The organism is Hymenobacter piscis (assembly GCF_018760735.1).
GTDB lineage: Bacteria > Bacteroidota > Bacteroidia > Cytophagales > Hymenobacteraceae > Hymenobacter > Hymenobacter piscis.
Genome location: NZ_JAHHZN010000003.1, coordinates 362,468 through 383,375, shown reverse-complemented (window position 1 = coordinate 383,375; position 20,908 = coordinate 362,468). Strand labels below are relative to the sequence as shown.

General features: G+C 63.9%; 14 protein-coding genes and 1 tRNA gene. 4 read left to right on the top strand and 11 right to left on the bottom strand.

From position 1 onward, the window contains the following. Positions 1-45 precede the first annotated feature (45 nt). Positions 46-1,632 carry an MDR family MFS transporter gene (locus KLP40_RS05515; RefSeq protein ID WP_246558643.1) on the bottom strand — a complete coding sequence of 529 codons (1,587 nt, stop codon included), beginning with the start codon at positions 1,630-1,632 and terminating at the stop codon, positions 46-48. 266 nt (positions 1,633-1,898) lie between these two features. On the opposite strand from KLP40_RS05515, the gene KLP40_RS05510 reads away from it, so the two are divergent. After that, positions 1,899-2,678: a sulfite exporter TauE/SafE family protein gene (locus tag KLP40_RS05510; protein WP_215592727.1), complete on the top strand. Its 780-nt coding sequence runs from the start codon at positions 1,899-1,901 to the stop codon at positions 2,676-2,678. Positions 2,679-2,835: 157 nt separating this feature from the next. Here the strand turns inward: KLP40_RS05510 and KLP40_RS05505 are convergent, their stop codons facing one another. Beyond that, entirely contained in the window at positions 2,836-3,294 is a 459-nt protein-coding gene (locus KLP40_RS05505; RefSeq protein ID WP_215592726.1) for a hypothetical protein, read from the bottom strand. A 227-nt stretch (positions 3,295-3,521) separates the two neighbouring features. Between KLP40_RS05505 and KLP40_RS05500 the strand changes: the two genes are divergently transcribed. Further along, positions 3,522-4,547 (top strand): SDR family NAD(P)-dependent oxidoreductase, encoded by a 1,026-nt coding sequence (locus KLP40_RS05500; protein ID WP_215592725.1) that lies wholly within the window; start codon positions 3,522-3,524, stop codon positions 4,545-4,547. A 101-nt stretch (positions 4,548-4,648) separates the two neighbouring features. Here the strand turns inward: KLP40_RS05500 and KLP40_RS05495 are convergent, their stop codons facing one another. From KLP40_RS05495 to KLP40_RS05465, 7 genes are all read right to left on the bottom strand, one after another. Continuing rightward, the gene (locus KLP40_RS05495) at positions 4,649-5,143 is read right to left on the bottom strand and encodes a DUF5004 domain-containing protein (RefSeq protein ID WP_215592724.1); all 495 of its coding nucleotides are present in this window, start codon (positions 5,141-5,143) and stop codon (positions 4,649-4,651) included. A 313-nt stretch (positions 5,144-5,456) separates the two neighbouring features. Next, positions 5,457-6,278, bottom strand: coding sequence for a DNA-formamidopyrimidine glycosylase (gene mutM, locus KLP40_RS05490; RefSeq protein ID WP_215592723.1), 822 nt, complete (start codon positions 6,276-6,278; stop codon positions 5,457-5,459). Between the two features lie 93 nt (positions 6,279-6,371). Then, a complete protein-coding gene (locus KLP40_RS05485; RefSeq protein WP_215592721.1) occupies positions 6,372-7,271 on the bottom strand; it encodes a PhzF family phenazine biosynthesis protein in 900 nt (299 codons plus the stop codon). Positions 7,272-7,388: 117 nt separating this feature from the next. Next, entirely contained in the window at positions 7,389-8,285 is an 897-nt protein-coding gene (locus tag KLP40_RS05480; protein WP_215592719.1) for a M48 family metalloprotease, read from the bottom strand. A 375-nt stretch (positions 8,286-8,660) separates the two neighbouring features. Further along, positions 8,661-10,436 carry an ABC transporter ATP-binding protein gene (locus tag KLP40_RS05475; protein WP_215592718.1) on the bottom strand — a complete coding sequence of 592 codons (1,776 nt, stop codon included), beginning with the start codon at positions 10,434-10,436 and terminating at the stop codon, positions 8,661-8,663. 131 nt (positions 10,437-10,567) lie between these two features. Continuing rightward, positions 10,568-12,736: a hypothetical protein gene (locus tag KLP40_RS05470; RefSeq protein ID WP_215592717.1), complete on the bottom strand. Its 2,169-nt coding sequence runs from the start codon at positions 12,734-12,736 to the stop codon at positions 10,568-10,570. A 168-nt stretch (positions 12,737-12,904) separates the two neighbouring features. After that, positions 12,905-12,976: transfer RNA gene (locus tag KLP40_RS05465), tRNA-Glu, on the bottom strand. A 267-nt stretch (positions 12,977-13,243) separates the two neighbouring features. On the opposite strand from KLP40_RS05465, the gene KLP40_RS05460 reads away from it, so the two are divergent. Next, entirely contained in the window at positions 13,244-15,028 is a 1,785-nt protein-coding gene (locus KLP40_RS05460; protein WP_215592716.1) for a glycoside hydrolase family 15 protein, read from the top strand. 72 nt (positions 15,029-15,100) lie between these two features. Here the strand turns inward: KLP40_RS05460 and KLP40_RS05455 are convergent, their stop codons facing one another. Both KLP40_RS05455 and KLP40_RS05450 read right to left on the bottom strand, forming a co-directional pair. After that, positions 15,101-15,925, bottom strand: a complete 825-nt coding sequence (locus KLP40_RS05455; RefSeq protein WP_215592715.1) for an IS982 family transposase — start codon at positions 15,923-15,925, stop codon at positions 15,101-15,103. A gap of 120 nt (positions 15,926-16,045) precedes the next feature. After that, on the bottom strand, positions 16,046-18,223 hold the full coding sequence (locus KLP40_RS05450; protein ID WP_215592714.1) for a bifunctional alpha,alpha-trehalose-phosphate synthase (UDP-forming)/trehalose-phosphatase: 2,178 nt from the start codon (positions 18,221-18,223) through the stop codon (positions 16,046-16,048). A 200-nt stretch (positions 18,224-18,423) separates the two neighbouring features. Here KLP40_RS05450 and KLP40_RS05445 point away from each other — a divergent pair, with 200 nt between their 5' ends. Continuing rightward, complete coding sequence (locus KLP40_RS05445) at positions 18,424-20,757, top strand: amylo-alpha-1,6-glucosidase (RefSeq protein WP_215592712.1); 2,334 nt, start codon at positions 18,424-18,426, stop codon at positions 20,755-20,757. Positions 20,758-20,908 lie beyond the last annotated feature (151 nt).

Here is a 20,908-nt window from a genome sequence, read left to right as displayed (position 1 = left end):
AGTAAAATCGAAAACCAAAGCCATGAAGATAGCGCGCCGGGGCAGCTACTCCAGCGCCGGCTGCGCTTGTCCCTCCTCATTGGACTTGCGCAGCGGTAGCTCGGGAACGAACAGCGTCATCAGAAATCCGCCCGCCACCAGCAGCAGCGTCACGAGGTAAACCTGGGAAATAGCGCGGGAAAACGCGGTCCGCAGTTCCGGCGACAAGGGCGCCTCGCCGGCCGTTTCCAGGCCCACGCCTTCTCCCACGGCGGCCGTAGCGGCCGAGGGGGCGGTGCCGCCGGCCGGACCGGCGGCGGGCAGGGCGCTGCTCAGGCCCAGCGTCAGGATGGTGCCCAGGATGGAGGCGGCAATGGCCCCGCCAATCTGCCGGAAAAACTGGCTGGCTGAGGTGGCCTGACCGATAAGCTGGGGCTCTACCGCGTTCTGAATGGCCAGCGTGTAGAGCGGCATGCTCGGCCCCAGGCCCACTCCGCAAATCAGCAGGTAGGTCAGCACCTGCCCGTAGCTGACGGTGGCCGGCATGGTGGCCAGCAGGCCGAGGCCGGCCATCAGCACCACCAGCCCGGCCAGCATCCAGCGCTTATAGTGGCCGTAGCGCGACACCATCTGGCCGGCCAGCAACGAGCCCGTGACCACGCCCATCGAGAGCGGAATCAGACTCACCCCGGCCCGGGTGGCCGACTCGCCCAGCACGTTGACCATGAACAGGGGCTCGAAGATGATAAGGCCCAGAAACGCTCCGCCCAGCAGAAACAGGGCCGCGTTGGCCGTGCGAAACACCGGGTTGTGGAACAAACTGAAGGCCAGAATGGGGTTGGGATGGCGCAGGCTGCGGCGTACGAACAGCGTGAGCATCAGTAGGGCGCCGCCCAGCAGGCCCAGCGTGAGCGGATGGCCCCAGCCATACTCGTTTTTATTGAGTTGCAGCCCCACTACCAACGGCCCCAGTCCCAGCAGCAACAGCAGCATGGAGAGGTAGTCGAGGCGGCGGCGCTCGGTGCGGGGGCGTAGCGGGGGCATTTGGGTCAGGATGAACCAGAGGGCCAGTGCGCCCAGGGGCAGGTTCACGTAGAACACCAGCCGCCAGCCCGCCACGCCCGGAATCAGGTCGGTACCGTTGTCGGTCAGAAACCCGCCCAGAAACGGCCCCAGCACCGACGACGTGCCGAATACCGCGCCCACGAACCCCTGGTAGCGGCCCCGCTCGGCCGGCGGAAACAGATCGGCAATGACGATGAAGGCCATGGCGAACAGTCCGGCTCCGCCCAGGCCCTGCACGGCCCGGAACACAATCAGCTGCATCATCCCGTCGCCAAGCAACGGCAGCGGGCCGAATTCGCCGGCCAGTCCGCAGAGCATGGAGCCCAGCAGGAACACGCTCACGGCCACAATTTCGATGGTGCGCCGGGAGTAGGTATCGGCCAGCTTGCCGTAGATGGGCACCAGCGCCGTGCTGGCCACCAGATAGGCCGTGGCCACCCAGGTAAAGCGGTCCAGACCGTGCAAATCGGCCACAATGCGCGGCAGCGCCGTGCTGACGATGGTCTGGTCGAGGGCCCCCAGAAACATGGCCAGCAGCACGCCGCCAAACGTGAGCATTTTCTGCCGGTGCGTGAGTTCTTCGGTCATAGCCCAAGCTGTACGGGCTTGTCAGCTGCCAGTTGCCAGTTGTTGGTTGTCAGTTGTCAGTTGTCAGTTGTCAGTTGTTGGTTGTCAGGAACGTCATTCCGAGCGAAGGCGAAGCCGCAGCCGAGGAATCTCGCGTGCTGACGTCTGAATAGCGTGGCAACATCAGCACGCGAGATTCTTCGCTCTGCTCAGAATGACGTTCCTTCTTCTAACAACCAACAACCAACAACCAACAACCAACAACTGCGAAGTACCTTCGCGGCCCTATGCTGACTGCCACTACGATTGCCCTGCTGTGTGTATTTGCCTTTCTGGCTGGTTTGGTGGATGCCGTGGTGGGCGGGGGCGGGCTGATTCAGCTGCCGGCCATGCTGCTGCTGCTCAAGGGCACGCCCGTGCCGACCATTCTGGGGACGGGCAAGGTGTCGTCGCTGATGGGCACGGCGGCGGCGCTGCGGCGCTACGCCGGGCAGGTGCCGGTGCGGTGGCGGGCCGTGGGCACGGCGGCGGCCGTGGCGGGCGTGTTTTCGTTTCTGGGGGCGCGGGTGGTCAGCCGCCTGCCCCAGGAGCTGCTGCCCCCGCTGGTGCTGGGCCTGCTGGTCCTTATTGCCATCTATACCTTCTGGCGCAAGGATTTCGGCGCCATCCACGCCCCGCGCCTGCCCGCCGACCGGGAGCCACTCTATGGGGCGGCCGTGGGCCTGGTCATCGGGTTCTACGACGGGTTTTTCGGTCCTGGCACGGGTTCCTTCCTGCTGTTTGCCTTCGTGGGCCTGTTCGGCTACGATTTCATCACGTCCTCGGCCTCCGCTAAACTGGTGAACGTGGCCACCAACCTGGCCGCGCTGGCTTATTTTTCCTACACCGGTCAGATTCTGTGGGCCGTGGCCCTGCCCATGGCCGCCAGCAACATAGCCGGCTCTACCATCGGGGCCAACCTGGCCCTGCGCTACGGCACGGGCTTCGTGCGGGTACTGTTCCTGGTAGTCGTCACCGCCTTCATCCTCAAGCTCGGCTGGCAGGTATTCGGTGAGGTGAGATGGTGAGATAGTGAAATGGTGAGATAGTGAGATGGTGAGATAGTGAAATGGTGAGATAGTGAAATGGTGAGTTTGATGTTCAGCTGGCCCCAATGGCGCAAGTGGCGCAATCAGGTCCAGCTGAATATCAAACTCACCATTTCACTATCTCACCATTTCACCTCTAATAGCCCGGCAGACCGGGGGCGGGGTTGCCCTGGCTGGCGGGGGCGCTGGGCACGCCCATTTTCTCTTCGCGCTTGCGCTGGTACTTATCGAACTGGGCGGGGGTGAGCACCTCCTTGAGCATCTCCAGGCGCGACTGGCCGATATCGTCCACCACGCCGGCCATTTTGCGCACGTCGCGGCGGTACTTCTGGCGGGCGGTTTCCACGTTCCGCACGCTGAGCAGGTTGATCTGGCCCACGCGCTCCGTCTGCTGCGGGTTCAGGCCGAGCGCCTTTTGCATGTTGACCGTCAGGGCCTGGGCGCGGGTGGCAATCTGGTCTTCGTTGAGGACCGGAGCGGCGGCGGGCGCGGCGGCCACCGGGCGGGGCTGAGGTTTGGGCCGGGCCGAGGATTGCGCCAACAAGGCCGGGGAGGCTGTCAGGGTCAGCAGAGCCAGGAGCAAAGGGGTTTTCATACGTTGGGAAGGAAAAGCAGAAAAGGGAAGCCGGCCGGGGCTGGCCGGGGCCGCAGCCGTAGTAAAGATGGTGCCAGCTTTGCCGGCGCTGCCCTGTCAACGTCCCGGAACGCCGGTTTATTCCGAACCAGCCGCAAAAATACCGGTTCCGGCCGATGAGCCCGCAACCTTTGGGGGCAAAATTCCTTACTCCCTATATTCCCTCTCCCACTTTCTTCCCGCTCGTTATGAAATCCGATACCCGTACATCCTGGCTGCTGGCCGCGGCCGGGGCCGCCGGGCTGCTGGCCGCATCTCTCTACGCCAACCGCCGCGGTGACTACACGCTGGCCGGCCGCGTGGTGCTCATCACGGGTGGCTCCCGGGGGCTGGGCCTGATTCTGGCCCGGCAGGCTGTAGCCGAAGGCGCCCGGGTCGCCATCTGCGCCCGCGACCCCGAAGAGCTGGCCCGCGCCCGCCAGGAGCTGGCCGCCACCGGGGCCGATGTGCTGGCCCTGGCCCACGACCTGACCAACGCGGAGGAAGTGCGGGCCATGGTCGCGACCGTGCAGCACCAGTTGGGCAGCATCGATGTGCTCGTCAACAATGCCGGCATCATCAGCGTGGGGGCCCTCAACCACATGGAGGTGCGCGATTACGAAGACTCGCTGAACGTGCACTTCTGGGCCCCGCTGCACGCCATGCAGGCCGTACTGCCCGACATGCGCCGCCGGGGCGAGGGCCGCATCGTGAACATTGCCTCCGTGGGCGGCAAGGTGGCCGTGCCCCACCTGGTGCCCTACAGCGCCGGTAAGTTTGCCCTGGTGGGCCTCTCGGAAGGATTCCGGGCCGAACTGCTCCAGTATGGAATCCAGGTAACCACCGTCTGCCCCGGCCTGATGCGCACCGGTAGCCCCCGCAACGCCACGCTCAAGGGGCAGCACGAAAAGGAATACGCCTGGTTCAGTATTGCCGACTCGCTGCCGGCCGTATCGATGGATGCGGAGCGGGCCGGCCGCGAAATCTGGAATGCCTGCCGCCGCGGCGAGGCCGAGGTGATGCTGGGGCTGCCGGCCAAGCTGCTGGCCGCCTTTCATGGCCTGCTGCCCGGCACCACCGCCAACGTGCTGAGCTGGCTCAACCGCGCCCTGCCCGGTCCCGCCGACCTGATGGGCAATGAGCGGCGCTTCGGCTACGAAAGCCAGTCTGAAGCCAGCCCTTCCTGGCTGACTGCCCTCACGCAGCAGGCCGCCGCCGACAACAACGAACTGTAAACGGGGCCTGCCGAATGGACCCGCCGCCCGCCCCGAACCGCAACGAAGCCCGGCCAAACTGGCCGGGCTTCGTTGTTTTCATAGCTCTGCAAGAGGGAAGTTTAGTGGGCAAACACCGAAGTGTAGGTGGTAGCACCCTGTTCGCCGGGCTGGGTGAGGCGCACGCGCAGGGTAGTAGCGCTGAGCTCCTCCACCAAAAAGTGACGGGTTACGTCGGGCTGGGCCACCGTGAGCGAGTCGCCGGTGAGTTTCCAGGAGCCGGTCAGCTGCTGAGGGGCTTCGGCGAAGGCCTTCACGGCGGCCTCATCCAATACGAAGGTGCCGTCGGCCTTGAAGGTGTGCAGGTTATCGCGCTGGGCGGCTTTCAGGCGGGGCAAAATATCAACGGCAGTGGGCGCGGCGTCCGATTTGGTGGCGGTAGCCAGCGTGAGGCTGGTCAGGTGCCAGGGGCCGGCGGCCAGCAACTCCGGTTTCGACTGCGTAGCAGCCGCTGTCACGTCCTGGGCGGGGTCTTTCAACTCTTCAATCTCTTTCTCACAGGAGGCAAACACCAGGGTGCTAGCCAACAGGCTCAGGATTACGGGCAGTTTCTTCATGAAAACGGGTTTGGGTAAATGTTCAACCTTACGCTGGCGGGGGTAGTTTCTCCATGGCTTATGCCTCCCTGCTAACGTCCAACTTCTGTACTACTCCGGCAGCTTGGTTTCTGCCGCTGTGCAAATCTAACTATTTATAAATCGTAGTTGTTCAGTAGCTTATGAAAAATGGTCGATTTGTAATACGATGTATCCATTTGATGCAATATTTGGCCTATTTTCTTGATAACGTGATGATTAAATCACGGAAAAATAAAAAAGCCCACTAGCGAGCTGCTAACGGGCTTCAGATGGGGTGAATTGTACTATGCGATTATCCAATTTCCGGTTGGCAGCGGGGGCAGGTGTAGGTAGCCCGGCCTCCAACGTAGCTTTTTGCTATTGGGGTGCCGGGGTGCCGGGGGCAGAAGTGGTGCTGGTCGGTGCCGGGCGTAGCAGAATCGTCCCATTCGCGGGCGTGAATAAGGAAGCTGGCGGGGAAGTCGCGGTAGTTGGCCTCGTGGGCAATGGCGGTGCGCAACACCAGCTGTATAGCCGCGTGCAGGCGTTTGATTTCGGCGGGCGTGAGGGTGTTGGCCACGCGCTCGGGGTGAACTTTAGCCTGGAACAGCACTTCATCCACAATCCAGTTGCCCAGACCGGCCGTCAGACTTTGGTCGAGCAGCAGGGGCTTGAGGAGCGTTTTGCGCCGGCCCAGCTTTTCCTGCAGCTCGGCGGCGGTGAGTTCCAGCGCATCGGGACCCAGCTTCTTGGCCTGGCGGTAGGCGGCCACGCTTTCGGCCAGCCGGATGCGGCCAAACTTACGCGGGTCGATGAAGGCCAGGCGCAGACCGGACGCCAGGTGCAGAGCTACGCGGGTGAAGCGGGGCGCATCGGCCTCGTCGCGGTAGGCGCCCACGTCGCCGGTCATGCCGAAGTGCAGCACCAGCACGGGCCCCTCGTCGAGCAGCAGAAAGCAGTTCTTGCCCAAGCGCCCGGTTCCGATGATGGTGCGGCCCACCAGCGCGCGGCGCAGCGTGTCTTCGGCGGTGCCCAGCACGTGGGCGTCCTTCACTTCAAAGGCAACAATGGATTGGTGAACCGCCAGCTCATCAATAAAGCGGCGGTAGGTTTCAACTTCGGGCAATTCGGGCATGGAGAGGCTAATAGGGCAGGGCAGCAGGCCGAAGCGGCCGGTTTCCCAACGCAACAGGCAGATGCCGGGTTGGGTTACGCCCGCTCGCCCGGCTCAAAGCCGCAGCTCGCCCTGCACAATCACGACGCCGGTTCCGCCAATGTGCACGGTGCGGATGTCCGTCGGCGGTCCTTCCACGCGCACCTGCACTGTTCCGGGCCGGCCCATCCAATGGCCCTGCTCGGCCACGAAGGTGGGCTCCGTCAGTAGGCCGTAATGCCAGAGGTAGGCGGCCATACCGCCGGTGGCGGAGCCCGTGACGGGGTCCTCGGGCAAATCGGGCGGGGTGCAGAAGTGGCGGGCGAAGGTGGTGCCGGCGGGGGGGGCGCCCGTGAGGCAGAACAGGTGGGAGCTGAAAAAGCCGGTGGCGCGGCGGTAGGCCTCCAGCCCGGCCGGGTCGGCGAGGTGGGCCCGGCGCAGGGCGGCGGCATCCCGCAGCGGTACCATAAGCTGGGGCGTGCCGGTACTCACCGTCTGCACCACGGCCCCGGGCAGTAAATCGTCGGGTTCCAGGCCAAAAAACGCCAACACTACGGCCGGCTCGTGCAGCTGGCCAAACTCCGGCCGGCGCTGGGCCATGTTAATCAGGTGGGGCTGCCCCCCGGCGGCCGGGGCCACGGTAATGGCCACGGGCCCGTCGCGGAGCTCCAGGGCCAGCGCAGCCGTTGAGTGGGTGGGCCGGGGCAGGCGGCCGGTGTGCAGCAGGGCCGTGATGGTAGCAATGGTGGGGTGGCCGGCCAGCGGAATTTCCTCGCCCGGCGTGAAGTAGTGCACCCCGAATTCGGCCACCGCCGAGCGGCGCACAAAAGCCGTTTCCGACTGATTGAACTCCCGGGCCAGCTGCTGCATCTGGTCGGCAGTCAGGTCGTCGGCGTCCAGCACCACGGCGCAGGGGTTGCCTCCCAGGGCCGTTTCGGTAAACGCATCCACCAGCAGAAAGGGGTAAACGGGCATTGAAGTAGTGAGTAGTGAGTAGTGAGTAAAAGAACATCATTTTGAGCGGAATGACGTTCTTTTACTCACTACTCACTACTCACTACTCACTACTCACTACTCACTACTCACTACTCACTACGAGGGGTCCGAGAGTTGGGCAACCTGGCGGCCGTTGGTGTCGAAAATGTCGCCGGAGCGGCTGATGTAGAGGCGGCGCTGCCGGCCATCGACCAGCACGTAGGGGTAAGTCAGGCTTTCGGAGCGGGTGAGGCGGCCTACTACTTCGGCCGTACGGTCGTCGCGGTCCAGGTGCACCACGCTCAGGCGGCTGGTCACGTAGAAATCCTCGTCGGGCTGGTCGCGGAACGTGATTTTGCCCAGTACATTGACTGGCGCAGCCGAACGGGCGGCCACCTGGCGGACCGGCGCCGGGGCGGCCGGACGCTGAGCCAGAACAGCCGGCGCGGCAGAAGGGGCGGCCACGCGGGCGCTGGCCGTAATCTGCTGGCTGGCGCGCTGCCAGCCCTGGCCGATGGCCGTGAGGCGGGACCGGCGGCCGGGATGGGTAGGCGAGGCCTCCTCATCGGATACCACGGCCATGCCGGCCTGAGCCTGGGCCAGACTGGCGCCCATTTTCCGGAGCACGAAGCCCGAGAATTCATCGGCCTCCAGCTCGTCGGCGGGGTTGGAGCCGCCCGCGCGCAGGGTGTGGCCGTTGAGGTGGTGGCCCATTTCGTGGGCCAGAATGCTGATGCCGGCCCAGTCGGTGCGGCCGGCGCGGTTCACAGCGGCCACAAATTGCGGGTTATAGAGCAGGTAGCGCTGCCCACCATACACGACGGCGGCGGCATTCTGCACCTCCGTGGTGGCGCGCAGCTGAAAGCGGGGCTTGAGGCCCACCACGTCGGTGATTTCGCGCAGTACGTCGCGCTGTCCGTTGGCCGTCTGAGCCTGGCTGAAAGTAGAGGGGAGCAGGAGCCACCCGGTAAGCAGCATACCGGCTAACCGCCGGAAAAAGCGAGGGTTGGTCATGGATAAGGGTAGTAGAGGGTGCAAAAGAGGAAGGCAACTACCTTGCCGCAACGGCCGCGCGCAACCTGCGCTGGCGGCCGGCTGGCAACGTTCTGCTGGCAGCTGAGGAGCCAGTTAGAGCGGGGCGGGTTGTATGAAAAACAGCAATGAATCCAAATTTATTCCACCCCAGCCTAAAAAGATGGAACATGCCCGCCAACGAATCCCCGGACCGAAATAGTGTGCCGGTACGCGCTCGGCACCGTGCTGCCTGATTGAAAAAAAGCCCCTGAAGTCAGCAGACGCCAGGGGCTTGGGGTAAATCGGGCTGCGAGTACCGTATGCAGTTCACTCATCCGCCAACTCATTCACTCACTCACTTACTCACTCACTCATTCACCGACTCACCGCCGCCAGGGGCCGCTCACCGATTTGCTGGCGCCACATGGCGTAGTAGAGGCCGCGCTGCTCCAGCAGCTCCTCGTGGCGGCCGGCTTCGGCCACGGCGCCGCGCTCAAGCACGAAGATGCGGTCGGCGTGCAGAATGGTGCTCAGGCGGTGGGCAATGAGGATGGTGATGTGCTGGCGGGAGCCCGAAAGCTCGCGCACCGTCTGGCTGATTTCTTCCTCCGTGAGCGAGTCCAGGGCCGAGGTAGCTTCGTCGAAGACGAGCAGGGTGGGGCGGCGCAGCAGGGCGCGGGCAATGCTCAGGCGCTGCTTTTCGCCGCCCGAAACCTTCACGCCGCCCTCGCCAATCACCGTGTCGAGGCCCAGGGGGGCGCGGGCCAGCAGGGAATCGGCGGCGGCCTGGTGCAGGGCCTGGAGGCACTGCTCGTCGGTGGCGTGGGGGGCCACGAAGCGCAGGTTTTCGCGGATGGTGCCGGCGAAGAGCTGGGTGTCCTGGGTCACGAACCCGATTTGCTCGCGCAGGGTATCGAGGTCGAGCTCGGGGCCGGGAATGCCGTTGTAGAGAATCCGACCCTCGGCGGGCGGGTAGAGGCCCACCAGCAGCTTCACGAGCGTGGTTTTGCCCGAGCCCGAAGGACCCACGAAAGCAATGGTTTCGCCCAGCTTGGTACGGAAACTAATGCCATCAAGCGCCGGGGAACTGGCCGTGAGGTGCTGGAAATGCACGTCGTCGAAGGCCAGGGTTTCGATGTGCTCCACGGTTTTGGGGTGGGCTGGCTTGACTTCCTTGGGCGTGTCGAGAATCTGCTGGTAGTTGGCCAGGGAGGCCTCCGTTTCGCGGTAGATGTTGATGATGGTGCCCATCTCCTGCAAAGGCCCGAAAATGGCGAAGGAGTAAATGAAGAACGAGAAGAACTCGCCCACCGAAATCGTCTGGCGCACCACCAGAAACAGCAGCATGAGCAGAATCACGTTGCGCATCAGGTTCACGAACGTGCCCTGCACAAACGACAAGGAGCGCAGGTAGCGCACCTTGCGCAGCTCCAGCTTCAGGATTTTCTCGGTCGTGGCATTCAGGCGCAGGGTTTCCTGCTGGGCCAGCCCCAGGCTTTTAATGAGCTCAATGTTGCGCAGGCTCTCGGTGGTGGAGCCGGCCAGGGCCGTGGTTTCGGCCACAATTGTCTTCTGAATCACCTTGATGCGCTTGCTCAGAAACAAGCTCAGGGAGCCCAGCAGGGGAATGGTCAGAAAGTAGACCACCGCAATGGGCCAGTACACGCTCAGGGCGTACCAGGTCACAAACACGATACCCACCAGGGAGATGAACAGGATGTTGACGAAGCTCTGAATGAGCTTTTCCACGTCGGTGCGCACTTTCTGGAGCTTGCCCAGGGTTTCGCCCGAGCGCTGGTCCTCGAACACCTGGTAGGGCAGTTCCAGGGAGTGGCGCAGGCCGTCGGAGTAGAGCTCGGCCCCCAGGCGCTGGGTGATGACGTTGGTGTAGTAGTCCTGGAAGTTCTTGGCGATACGGCTCACCATGGCCACGCCCATGGCCTGCAGAATCAGCAGACCGGCCCCGCCCATCAGGAAATTCCAGAAGCCGGTTTCGAGCACGCTGGCCCCGGCTTTCACCACGTGGCGGTCGATAATCTGGCGGAAGATGTAGGGGTCGAGCAGGGAAAAAACCTGGTTGACGGCGGCCAGCAGCAGAGCCAGGGCCAGCAGGCCCCGGTAGTGGCGCAGGTAGGAGTAGAGCAGTTTCATGCCGAGGGGAAGAGGTAGCCGGGTACAAGCGCGGGGTGGCGCAATAAGTTTCGCGGCCCGTCCACGACAAGACCCGCGGAAGGAGGCTACACCACCGTCCGCGGGTCCTGACTGGCGGCCCCAGCTTCTGGCTACAGCCGCACGCCAATTCCGGGCCCGAAGAGAAAGAAGAAGTTACCGTTGTTCATCAGGTAGCCCCCGCCCAGGTAAAGCGGGAAGGTGAGCTTGGCATCGGAGCGCGTAGGGTACACCGAGCCCAGCACCACCAGGCCCAGGTCGCGGTTCTGGTTTTCGTTGTTGAGGTTGAACGCGTTCAGGGCCACGAAGCCCGCGCCCACCTTGTAGGGGCGCAGCTTGTTGATTTTGTTGGGGTTGTAGAAGCTGAACTGAGCCAGCGTGGCCAGGCTGATGCCGCTGAAGGCCCCGTAGTTGTTCTTGTCCACCGAGCCGGTGAGCTGCTTGGTGAGCAGGCCAGCCGGAAAGCTGATGTCGATATCGAACTTGACGCGGCGCTGCAGCACCAGCTCCAGGCGCTGGGTAAAGCCCGGCTCCTGGTACTGGGCCTGGGTGTGCCGGATGGTGATGATGATTTTGCTCCAGTCGTCGAGGTCGTAGGTTTTGCGGGAGCTCAGGAGGTTGTTGAGGCTCAGGTTGCCCACCTGGCACTGCTTGTCCTGGTAGAAGGCGGCCCGCACCGAGTTGCCGTCGGGGCACACCACCACGTTGTCGATGGTGCGCGTTTCAATCAGGTCGCCCTTGGCGTTCTGGGTCCGGATTTCAAAGGTCAGGTACTGCTTGCCGTAGAGCTGCTGCTCTTCGTCGATGGCGCCCGAGTTGAAGCTGAACACCACGTCGCGGATGGTGCGGTCGTAGAGGATGGGGCCGTTGAGGCGGGTCACGGGCCGGGGCGCTTCGCCGAAGGTCACGCCCACGAAATCGAGGGGGTGGGGGCGCTGAAACTCCCGCACGGCCAGCGTCTGGCCGGTGGCCTGGCCGGCGTTGAAAATGGTAATGCGCTTCTTGTCGAACGTCACGGGCACCTGAATCCGGTACACCACCGCCGCGTCGGAGCGCACGCTGGAGTCGGAGGGAATCACGCGCACGTCCTCGAAGTGAAACCGGCCCCGCAGCAGCGATTCGCCCTCCAGGCGCACGTCCAGGGTTTCGCCGGGGTTCACGGCCGTGTTGCTGGTCCAGTCGCCGCCGCGGTGGCGCACGCTCACGGCCGTAATGGCCGTTTTAGGCGAAATGTTGAAGTTGGTGATGTACTTGGCCTGGTCGTTTTCCTTGATGTAGAGGTAGCTATCGGTCTGGCGGTGGGTGTTGTACACGCGCAGCCAGCACAGCACCCGGTCGTTGGTCAGGTACTGGCGCGTAAACAGCTCGGCAATCAGGGCCCCGCCGGCTTCCTCCTGGTCCTCGATGCGGTAGGTCCGCTTGAGGTTGAAGGTGCGCCCGTTATCGAGAATCAGCTCCACGCCCTTGCGGCGCGAGTCCTCATCGAGGGTAATTTCCTTTTTATCGACGCTCAGAAACCGCAGCCGGGAGGCTTTCACGATGAACTCCTGGCGCAGCGAAGGCAGCGCGTAGGTCACGCGGCGGTTGTTGTCGGTGAGGAAGGGCCGCTCGGTCTGGGGGCGCAGCACCAGGGCGCGGGTGCCCAGGGCGTTGGGCAGCACGTGCAGGCGCAGGGTGCCCTTTTCCTGCTCCAGGCGGTAGTCGATGTCCTGGCCCCGGGTCCACTCGGTGCTGACGCGGATGTTTTTGGGGTTGTTGCTGCTGAACTCGAACACCTTCTCCTCGCCCACGAACAGCTCCGTATCGGCGGGGCGGAATTCGAGGGTGGTGCGCGTGACGGGCAGCAGCTTTACCGTCTGGGTCTGGGGCGCGAAGCTGGCCGAATCCGACGGCTGGCGAAACGTCAGGCTCAGAAACCGGTTGCCGCTCAACTCCTTGAACCGTAGCTTGGCCCGGTAGTACTGCCCGCCCTCCATGGGCGTGAGCGAGTCGAGCAGGGTGAAGTCGGCGGAGCGTTGCAGGCGCAGGGCGCTGCCGGCCCGGGCCGTGGGGTACACCCGCAGCTCGGCCGTTTCGTCTTCCTGATGATAGTAGAAGTAGAGGTGGGGCTCGTTCTGCACCAGCACCGAATGGCGGCTCAGGCTGAAGGTGGAGGTATCGGTGCGCAGACTCAACTCCCGCAGCAGGGGCGGGCGCTGGGCCCAGGCCTGCGTGGCCCCACATAGCATCAACGTCAGGACCAGCAGGCCCCACCGCCCACGAATTCCGGATAAGTTAAACACGGCAAAAACAGGGAAAACGGCTCCCGACCCACCGGCAGCCGCGCAAAGGTAGGATTCGGGGGCGGGCAGTTGCACGCGGCAGGGCGGTTTTCGTGGGAAAATTAGCGCCCGCCCGGGCCGGACCAAAACGCAAAAAGGCTTTCCGCGCAGTGCGAAAAGCCTTTTGTGTAGTCCGTAGGGGAATCGAACCCCTGTTGGTAGAATGAAAATCTACTGTCCTAACCCCTAGACGAACGGACCAGTTAAAAGCGGAAGCGTTTTTCCGTTTTGGTGGTGCAAAGATACGGCTCAACTCATTCGGGGCAAGCGGCCGGCCTAAAAAAAATGCAGAAACAGGCTAAGTAAAACAGAATCAGGGCAATTGTTTTTCGGCCGGCCCGGTCCGGGGGGGGCGGGTAGTGCGCCACGTGGTACCGGCGCATAACCCGCCGGGGCCGGAAACGGTAAACGGAACCGGACCGTTGCTGCGACGGCGGCCCTCACGTTCTCGTTGTAACCCCTTTTTCTATGATGAAACATACCTACGATATGGGCCTGATCGGCAACTGCGCCTTTCTGGGCCTGATCGGGACCGATACGGCCGTGCGCTGGCTGTGCTGGCCCCGCTTCGACAGCAGCTTCGTGTTCGGGAGCCTGCTCGATGAGGACAAGGGCGGCGAGTACAGCATCCGGCCCGTTACGCAGGGCGGCTTCCAGAGCCGGCAGTACTACCTGCCCAACACCAACGTGCTGGCCACCGAAATTACCACCGCCGAGGGCCGCTACCGCGTCACCGACTTCGCCCCGCGCTTCTCGCAGTACGAGCGGTACTACAAGCCCCTGATGTTCATTCGCAAGGTGGAGCCCCTTAGCGGCACGCCCCGCGTGAAAGTAGCCTGCCGCCCCGTGGCCGACTACGGCCGCCAGGAGCTGAGCCGCCGCCGCAGCTCCAACCACATTGCCTTTCTGGGCATGGAGGAAGAAATCCGCCTCACCACCAACATCCCGCTCACCTACGTGCTCGACGAGGAAGGCTTCGGCCTCAACGAAACCAAGTACCTCGTACTCACCTATGGTGCCCCGCTGGAGGCCCCACTGGAAAGCACGGCGGAACGGTTTCTGCGCAGCACCATAGCATACTGGCGCACCTGGGTGAAGAGTACCAGCATCAGCAACTTCCACCAGGAAGCCGTCATCCGGTCGGCGCTGGCCCTCAAGGTGCACCAGTACGAGGATACCGGGGCCATTATTGCGGCCAGCACCACCAGTCTGCCCGAGGCGCCCGGCAGTACCCGCAACTGGGACTACCGCTACTGCTGGATGCGCGACACGTTCTACACGCTCACGGCCTTCAACAACATCGGCCACTTCGAGGAGCTGGAGCGCTACTTCCACTACATCGCCAACATCTCCACCAGCATCCAGGACAAATACCAGCCCCTGTACGGTATCAGCGGCACCTCGCAGCTGGTGGAGGAGGAACTGCCCCTGGCCGGCTACCTGGGCAACCAGCCCGTGCGCATCGGCAACGACGCCTACACCCACGTGCAGAACGACGTGTACGGACAGGTGCTGGTGGCCCTGCTGCCGCTCTACGTGGACTCGCGCTTTGTGAACCCCGAGCAACGCAATCCCGAAAAGCTGGTGTTCGAGGCGCTGCGTCTGATTGAGACCACCATGGACCAGCCCGACGCCGGCCTCTGGGAGTTCCGCAACCTGGCCCAGTACCACTGCTACACCTACCTCTTCCACTGGGCCGGCAGCCACGCCGCCCGCCAGATGGCCCGGGCCCTCGGCAACGCCGAAATGGAGGCTCTGGCCACCCGCCTCAATGAGGCCGCCGCCGAGCGGATTGAGCAGTGCTACAGCCCCGACTGGCAGGCGTACACCAACGCCATCGGCTCGCCCCACCTCGACGCCAGCACCATCCAGCTGATTATGATGGGCTACCTCGACCCGGCTTCCGAGCGGGCCCGACAGCACTTGGTGGCCCTGGAAAAGGAGCTTAAAACGCCCGAGGGCCTGTTCTACCGCTACCGCCACGCCGACGACTTCGGCACGCCCGAAACCACCTTCCTCATCTGTTCCTTCTGGTACGTAGAAGCCCTGGCCTGCGTGGGCCGGGTGGAAGAGGCCATTACGGAATTCGAAAAACTGCTCACCTACACCAACCACCTCGGCCTGCTGAGTGAGGACGTGGACGCTAAAACCGGCTCGCAGTGGGGTAACTTCCCCCAGGCCTACAGCCACGTGGGCTTGGTGAATGCCGCCTACCGCATCGCCAAAAAGCTGGACCGTCCCAACTTCCTGTAGATTTTCGGGCATAAAAAAGCGGGCCTCATACCGAATTCGGTATGAGGCCCGCTTTTTAACCCAAGTTGCGGACTAAGCGCCTAACTCGGCGAGGGTGTGGGTGAAAACAAAGAGCAACAGCTTGAGGGCAAACCCGTGCGCCGTAACGGCGTGAATGGACTTGGGAAAGCGCTCCGTAATCTGGCTAATAGTGGTTTCGACGCCTTTGCGAAAGTATTGAATCAGAAAGTTTTGCCACGGCTCGTGTGGGCGGGTGCTGTTCTGACGCCGGTCGGCCTGTAACTCCACTCGTTCGGCTTCCTGCCAGGCGTCCTCCCACTCGTAGTCGGTGTAGGCGGCATCGGCGTAGAGCACGCTGCCTTCGGGCAGCTGTGGTCCGAGGGCCTTCAGGCCGGTGATGTCGGCTTCGCTGCCGGCATGGATGTAGAGTTCGACTGGCAGGCCGTCGTGGGTCATGACAAGTTGGACCTTGAAGCCATAAAAGTAGCGGCGCTTGCTGGCCGAGTAGCCCCGATAGGCTTCACCTTGCAAGAGGCGGCAGCGGGCAATGCGGATGTTGTCGCACACGGCGACTGGAAACGAGTCGATGACGTAGCGGGCCTGCGTATTGAGGGCCTTCAAGTGGTGTCCCAGGGCCAGAAATACGCTTTTCAACAGCTCATGCAGGCGGTGCAGGTGGCGGGTGAAGCCGCTTTTGTCCAGTGCTTTCATGCCCCAATGCTGCTGCATGTAGCGCCGGGCGGCGGCCAGATTGCCGCCGAAAAAGCGGGCGGCCAGTAATGCCGTGGTCAGCACTTCGGCATCCGAAAGATGCCGGCGCTTATCGCACCAGCGCGGCTGGTAGACGCGCAAAAAATCATCCAGGAAGCAGTACATTGCAACCGTCTGTTCTGTCATGGCACACGCAGGTTGAAGGGGTCGAATACTTCAAACCTAACTGTTCCAAGCGGAACAGACTTTTTTTGTAGCCTAACATAATCCGCAACTTGGGTTTTTTATGCCCTGGGGGCTGACAGCTTACACCAGCATCCCGCGCAGAATCTGACGAACGTCGGTGGGGGAGTTGACGTGGTAGCGGGCCAGGGAGCGGGGCGCGGGGCCGACTTTAACGGTATAGGCCTCGGGGGGCATGACCCGGAAGGTGTCCTCGTCGGTGCGGTCGTCGCCGATGGCGAAGATGAACTCGGTGGGGTAGGTGGCCAGCCAGCGGGCGGCGGCGGTGCCCTTGTTGATGCCGGCCGTCTTGATTTCAATCACCTTGTTGCCTTCCATGACCTGCAAATCGGCGTTGGAGGTGATGAAGGTGAGGTGGTTCATGAGCTCCCGGGCCCGCATGGCGCCCAGCTCGGCATCGGCCCGGCGGAAGTGCCAGACCAGCGAAAAGTCCTTTTCCTCGATAAACGAGCCGGCGGTGCGGGCCACGTACAGGTCGAGAATCGTACGGATTTCGTCGCGCCAGTCGTTGTTGAGGGCCTGGAACAGCTGCCAGTCCTCGCCCTGGGGCCGCAGCCAGACGCCGTGCTCGAGAATAAAATCGACGGGCAAATGGCCCAACCAGGCTTCCAGCGTCTTCCGGTCGCGGCCGCTGATGATGACCACCCGGTTTTCGGGAATGTCGGTGAGGGCGCGCAGCAGCAGCAGTAGCTCCTCGTCGGGGCCCGCCTGCTGGGGGTCGTCGTGGAAGGGGCTGAGGGTGCCGTCGTAATCGAGCAGCAACAGGCGGCGGTCGGCGGCGCGGTAGTCGGTGAGCAGCTGCTCGGTAAGGTCGGGGGTGAGCATGTCGGTGTCGAGGGTGTGTTGGCGGTCCTTGCTGAAGGCGAGGCGGTCCATGAACAGCTTGGTCCAGGCGAAGACGTTGTACTGGCTGACCAGCTTCTGCATGGCCCGCATGCGCCGGATCTGCTCCTGTTCTGGCATCACCAGCGCGTCGTGCATGGCTTCGGTGAGCTGGTGCATGTCGGTGGGGTTGATGATGAGCGCATCCGACAGCTCCCGGGCGGCCCCGGCCCGCTCGCTCAGAATGAGCACTCCGCGCTGGTCAGCCTTGCTGGCCACAAATTCCTTGGCCACCAAGTTCATGCCGTCGCGCATGGGCGTGACCAGGGCCACCTCGGCCAGCCGGTACAGCGAGGAGAGTTCCTCCAGCGGGAAGGAGCGGTAGAAATAGTGAATGGGCGTCCAGCCGATGGTGCGGTAGGCCGAGTTGATGCGGCCCACCAGCTCGTCGATTTCCTCCTTGAGGGCGGCGTACTGGGCCACCTGGTCGCGGGAGGGCACCACCACCATAATCAGGCTCACCTGCTCGCGCCACTCGGGGTAGCGCTGGAGCAGCCCCTCAAAGGCCCGCAGGCGCTGGGCAATGCCCTTGGAGTAATCGAGCCGGTCGATGGACAGAATGGCGCGGATGTCGCCCAGGGCCTTGCGGTAGATGGCCTCGTGCTCCCGGGCCGTGTCGGAGGCGGCGGATTCCACGTACCGGTCGTAATCGATGCCCATCGGGAAGGTGTCCACCAGAATGCTCCGGTCGCCGGCCTCCAGGCGGCCATTCTGGGCCGCAAAGCCCAGCAGGTGCGAGACGGCGCTCAGGAAGTGGCGCATGAAGCCGAAGGTGTGGAAGCCAATGAGGTCGGCGCCCAGCATACCGGCCATGAGCTCCTTGGCCCAGGGCAGCACCCGAATCAACTCGTAGGAGGGAAACGGAATGTGCAGGAAGAAGCCGATGGTGGCCTCGGGGCGGGCCTGGCGCAGCATCTGCGGCAGCAGCAGCAATTGGTAATCGTGCACCCAGATGGTGTCGTCGGGGCCGGCCTGTTCAAGTACGGCCTGGCAGAATTTCTCGTTCACGGCCACGTACGCGTCCCAGTGGGCCTGCTCATACGTGGCGTACTGCGGAAAGTAGTGGAAAGTGGGCCAGAGGGTGGAGTTGCTGAATCCTTCGTAGAAGTCGTGGATTTCGGCCTCAGTCAGAAACACCGGCACCATGCTGTCGTGGCGCAGCTGCTCGCGGACGTAGTTTTCCTCGGCCGCATCCTCCACAAACAGGCCCGGCCAGCCCACCCACACGTTGCCATCCTGCCGGTAAATGGAGCCCAGGCCGGTGGCCAGGCCGCCTTCGCTGGCCTGAAAGGTGAGGACGTCCTCGGTACGCTGCACTTTGGTGGGAAGGCGGTTGGATACGATGATGGTTCTGGACATGCGCGGGATACAGGTTGTTTTCAACTATCAAACTACGGCAGAACCAGAGCCGGGGATATTAGTTTGTTCTAATGTTTTTGTTACCGGGCGGGCGCAGAAGTGGCGGAAAAAGCTGGATTCAGGCCCTACGGACCGCCGACCGCCGGGCGGCGGCGGGCGGCGGCGGGCGGGCCACGAAGTGGCGTAAGGTATCTTCGCTGATGATGTTCTCTTCTCTTTGCCGCCGATGGCTGCTGCCCGTGCTGCTGACGGCCGCCGCCTGCTCCCCGCCCCGTTCCGCTACCGTACCCGCCATGCCCCCCCGCGCCCCCGCCGCCGACCTGCTCGAAACCATGCGCATTACGGTGCCCGCGGCCGACAACCGGGCCGTGTCGTTCACCAACAAGGCCGCCGCCTACTACTTCACCCAGACCCACGCCACCGACCACCCCGAATGGGCCTGGTTCGAGGGCCTGAACGTGGCCAAAAACCGCGTCTTCGGCGGCTACGACCTGTTTGTAGGGGAGCAAAAGCTGGATAACCGACAAGCCCAGGTGGCCGTCTGGCCCCAAAAGCTGGTGCGCCGCCACGGCCCCGCCCTGACCGAGGAACTGTGGCTGCTCGACGACAAAAACCTGCTGGAAATAGCCCTCACCGGCACCGATGGGCCGGTGGGCCTGGCGCTGAAAGGGGAGAAGGTGACCCTGCTGCGCACGGCGGCGGGCGTGGCCTACTTCTCGGCCCGGGAAGGCGACTACCGGATTGCCGTGGCCCCGCGCCGGCCGGGCCCTATCATGGTGCAGGGCCCGCGCGTGACGGCGGCCGGGGAGGGGTTCTACGTGGGCGTGGGCACCACCGAAGCCGCGGCCGAAGCCCTGGTGCGCGAGGGCCAGACCCAGGGCGCGGCCCTGCGCCAGACCCGCACCGCCCGCCTCCACCAGCTGCTGCGCACCAACACCTACGTGCAGGCCGACGACGACTCGCTGACCCTGGCCCTGCGCTGGCTGGCCACCACCACCGACCAGCTCGTGACCCGCCAGCAGGGCGACGGCATTTACGCCGGCCTGCCCTGGTTCAATGAATACTGGGGGCGCGACGAGTTCATCAGCCTGCCCGGGGCCGTGCTCGTGACCGGGGAGTTTGCCACCGCCCGCCGGATGCTGCTCGCCTTCGCCCAGTACCAGCAGCTCGACCCCAGTTCGCGCTTCTACGGCCGGGTGCCCAACATCGTCAACCCCACCAGCATCGACTACCACACCACCGACGGCACCCCGCGCTTCGTTATCGGGCTCCAGGACTACGTGCGCTACTCCGGTGACACCACCCTCATCCGCCAGCTTTACCCCAACGTGCGGGCCAGCATCGAGGGCGCGCTCCGGTACTGGGTCGATGCGCAGGGTTACTTATTACACGAGGACAACGAAACCTGGATGGACGCCCGCGACGCCCACCACGTGGCCTACACGCCCCGGGGCACCCGCGCCAACGACATCCAGGCCCTCTGGTACGAGCAGCTGCAAGCCGGTGCCGCCTTCGCCGCCTACCTCCACGACGCCGACGCCGCCACCCGCTGGGCCGCCCTGGCCGCCCGCGTAAAAAGCCACTTCGCCCGCGACTTCCGTACCCTCCAGCACGCCTACCTGGCCGACCGCCTCGACCACCAGGACCGGCCCGATTTCACCTTCCGCCCCAACCAGCTCTACGCCCTGGACCTGGTAGACGACGCCGAGTTCCGGCGGCAGGTAGTGCGCCAGAGCTGGCAGGAGTTGGTATACCCCTGGGGCGTGGCTTCGCTCAGCGCCCACGACCCGCGCTTCCATCCCTACCACCTCGCCCCCGAGCTCTACCACAAGGATGCCGCCTACCACCAGGGCACCATCTGGCTCTGGAACAACGGCGTGGCCATGCAGCGCATGCTCGAAGCCGGCCAGACCGAAACCGCCTACCAGCTCTTTGCCAACATGAACCGCCAGGCCCTGACCCGGGGCGTGGTGGGCGGCCTGGGCGAAAACATGGATGCCTACCCGCGCCCCGGCCAGCGCTGGCCCAAACTCACCGGCACCTACCTGCAGGCCTGGTCCAACGCCGAACAGCTGCGCGTCTGGTACCAGTACTTCCTCGGCATCCGGCCCGACCTGACCCGCTCGGAGCTCACCCTGGCCCCGCGCCTGCCCGCGGCCATTGCCCAGTTGAACTACCATTTCAAGATCGGGGAGGGGCTGGTAACGGCCAGCTACCAGCGCGGCCCGGCCGCCACCCACACGTACCGGTTTCCCGCTACTTTCACGGCCCGCGTAGTGGTTGATGTGGCGCCTTTTGCCCCGGCAACGGTAGCCGTAGTGCCCGGCTCCGTGCTGGAGCTGACGGTGACGGAGGCGCGGCTCAGCTGCCGGCTCCGCGACGAACAGGGGCGGACACTGGACCGGCAGGTGGTGACGCCCTCTTCAGCCCGCGTGGCTCTTCAACAGCAGAACGACGCCTTTTTCGCCGGAACGCACTTCGCTATGCCGCTCGATGTGCAACAGCATCCGGTTATCAACCCGCCGAAGAAATAGGGGAGGGGAAAATTTCCGTCCGGGCAGTCAGGATACTGCCGCTGCCCGGAGCGCCCTTCGGGCCCGCCTTATGCACAGGGCGGGCCCGAATGGCGTTTGCGCCGGCCCTTGCACCACGTATTCCGGGCCAGGGCGGAACTTAACGGCAATA

Excerpts from the sequence above, each read along its gene's own strand:
- KLP40_RS05515 (WP_246558643.1), bottom strand. The coding sequence starts at position 1,632 with ATGACCGAAGAACTCACGCACCGGCAGAAAATGCTCACGTTTGGCGGC.
- KLP40_RS05510 (WP_215592727.1), top strand. The coding sequence starts at position 1,899 with ATGCTGACTGCCACTACGATTGCCCTGCTGTGTGTATTTGCCTTTCTG.
- KLP40_RS05505 (WP_215592726.1), bottom strand. The coding sequence starts at position 3,294 with ATGAAAACCCCTTTGCTCCTGGCTCTGCTGACCCTGACAGCCTCCCCG.
- KLP40_RS05500 (WP_215592725.1), top strand. The coding sequence starts at position 3,522 with ATGAAATCCGATACCCGTACATCCTGGCTGCTGGCCGCGGCCGGGGCC.
- KLP40_RS05495 (WP_215592724.1), bottom strand. The coding sequence starts at position 5,143 with ATGAAGAAACTGCCCGTAATCCTGAGCCTGTTGGCTAGCACCCTGGTG.
- mutM (WP_215592723.1), bottom strand. The coding sequence starts at position 6,278 with ATGCCCGAATTGCCCGAAGTTGAAACCTACCGCCGCTTTATTGATGAG.
- KLP40_RS05485 (WP_215592721.1), bottom strand. The coding sequence starts at position 7,271 with ATGCCCGTTTACCCCTTTCTGCTGGTGGATGCGTTTACCGAAACGGCC.
- KLP40_RS05480 (WP_215592719.1), bottom strand. The coding sequence starts at position 8,285 with ATGACCAACCCTCGCTTTTTCCGGCGGTTAGCCGGTATGCTGCTTACC.
- KLP40_RS05475 (WP_215592718.1), bottom strand. The coding sequence starts at position 10,436 with ATGAAACTGCTCTACTCCTACCTGCGCCACTACCGGGGCCTGCTGGCC.
- KLP40_RS05460 (WP_215592716.1), top strand. The coding sequence starts at position 13,244 with ATGATGAAACATACCTACGATATGGGCCTGATCGGCAACTGCGCCTTT.
- KLP40_RS05455 (WP_215592715.1), bottom strand. The coding sequence starts at position 15,925 with ATGACAGAACAGACGGTTGCAATGTACTGCTTCCTGGATGATTTTTTG.
- KLP40_RS05450 (WP_215592714.1), bottom strand. The coding sequence starts at position 18,223 with ATGTCCAGAACCATCATCGTATCCAACCGCCTTCCCACCAAAGTGCAG.
- KLP40_RS05445 (WP_215592712.1), top strand. The coding sequence starts at position 18,424 with ATGATGTTCTCTTCTCTTTGCCGCCGATGGCTGCTGCCCGTGCTGCTG.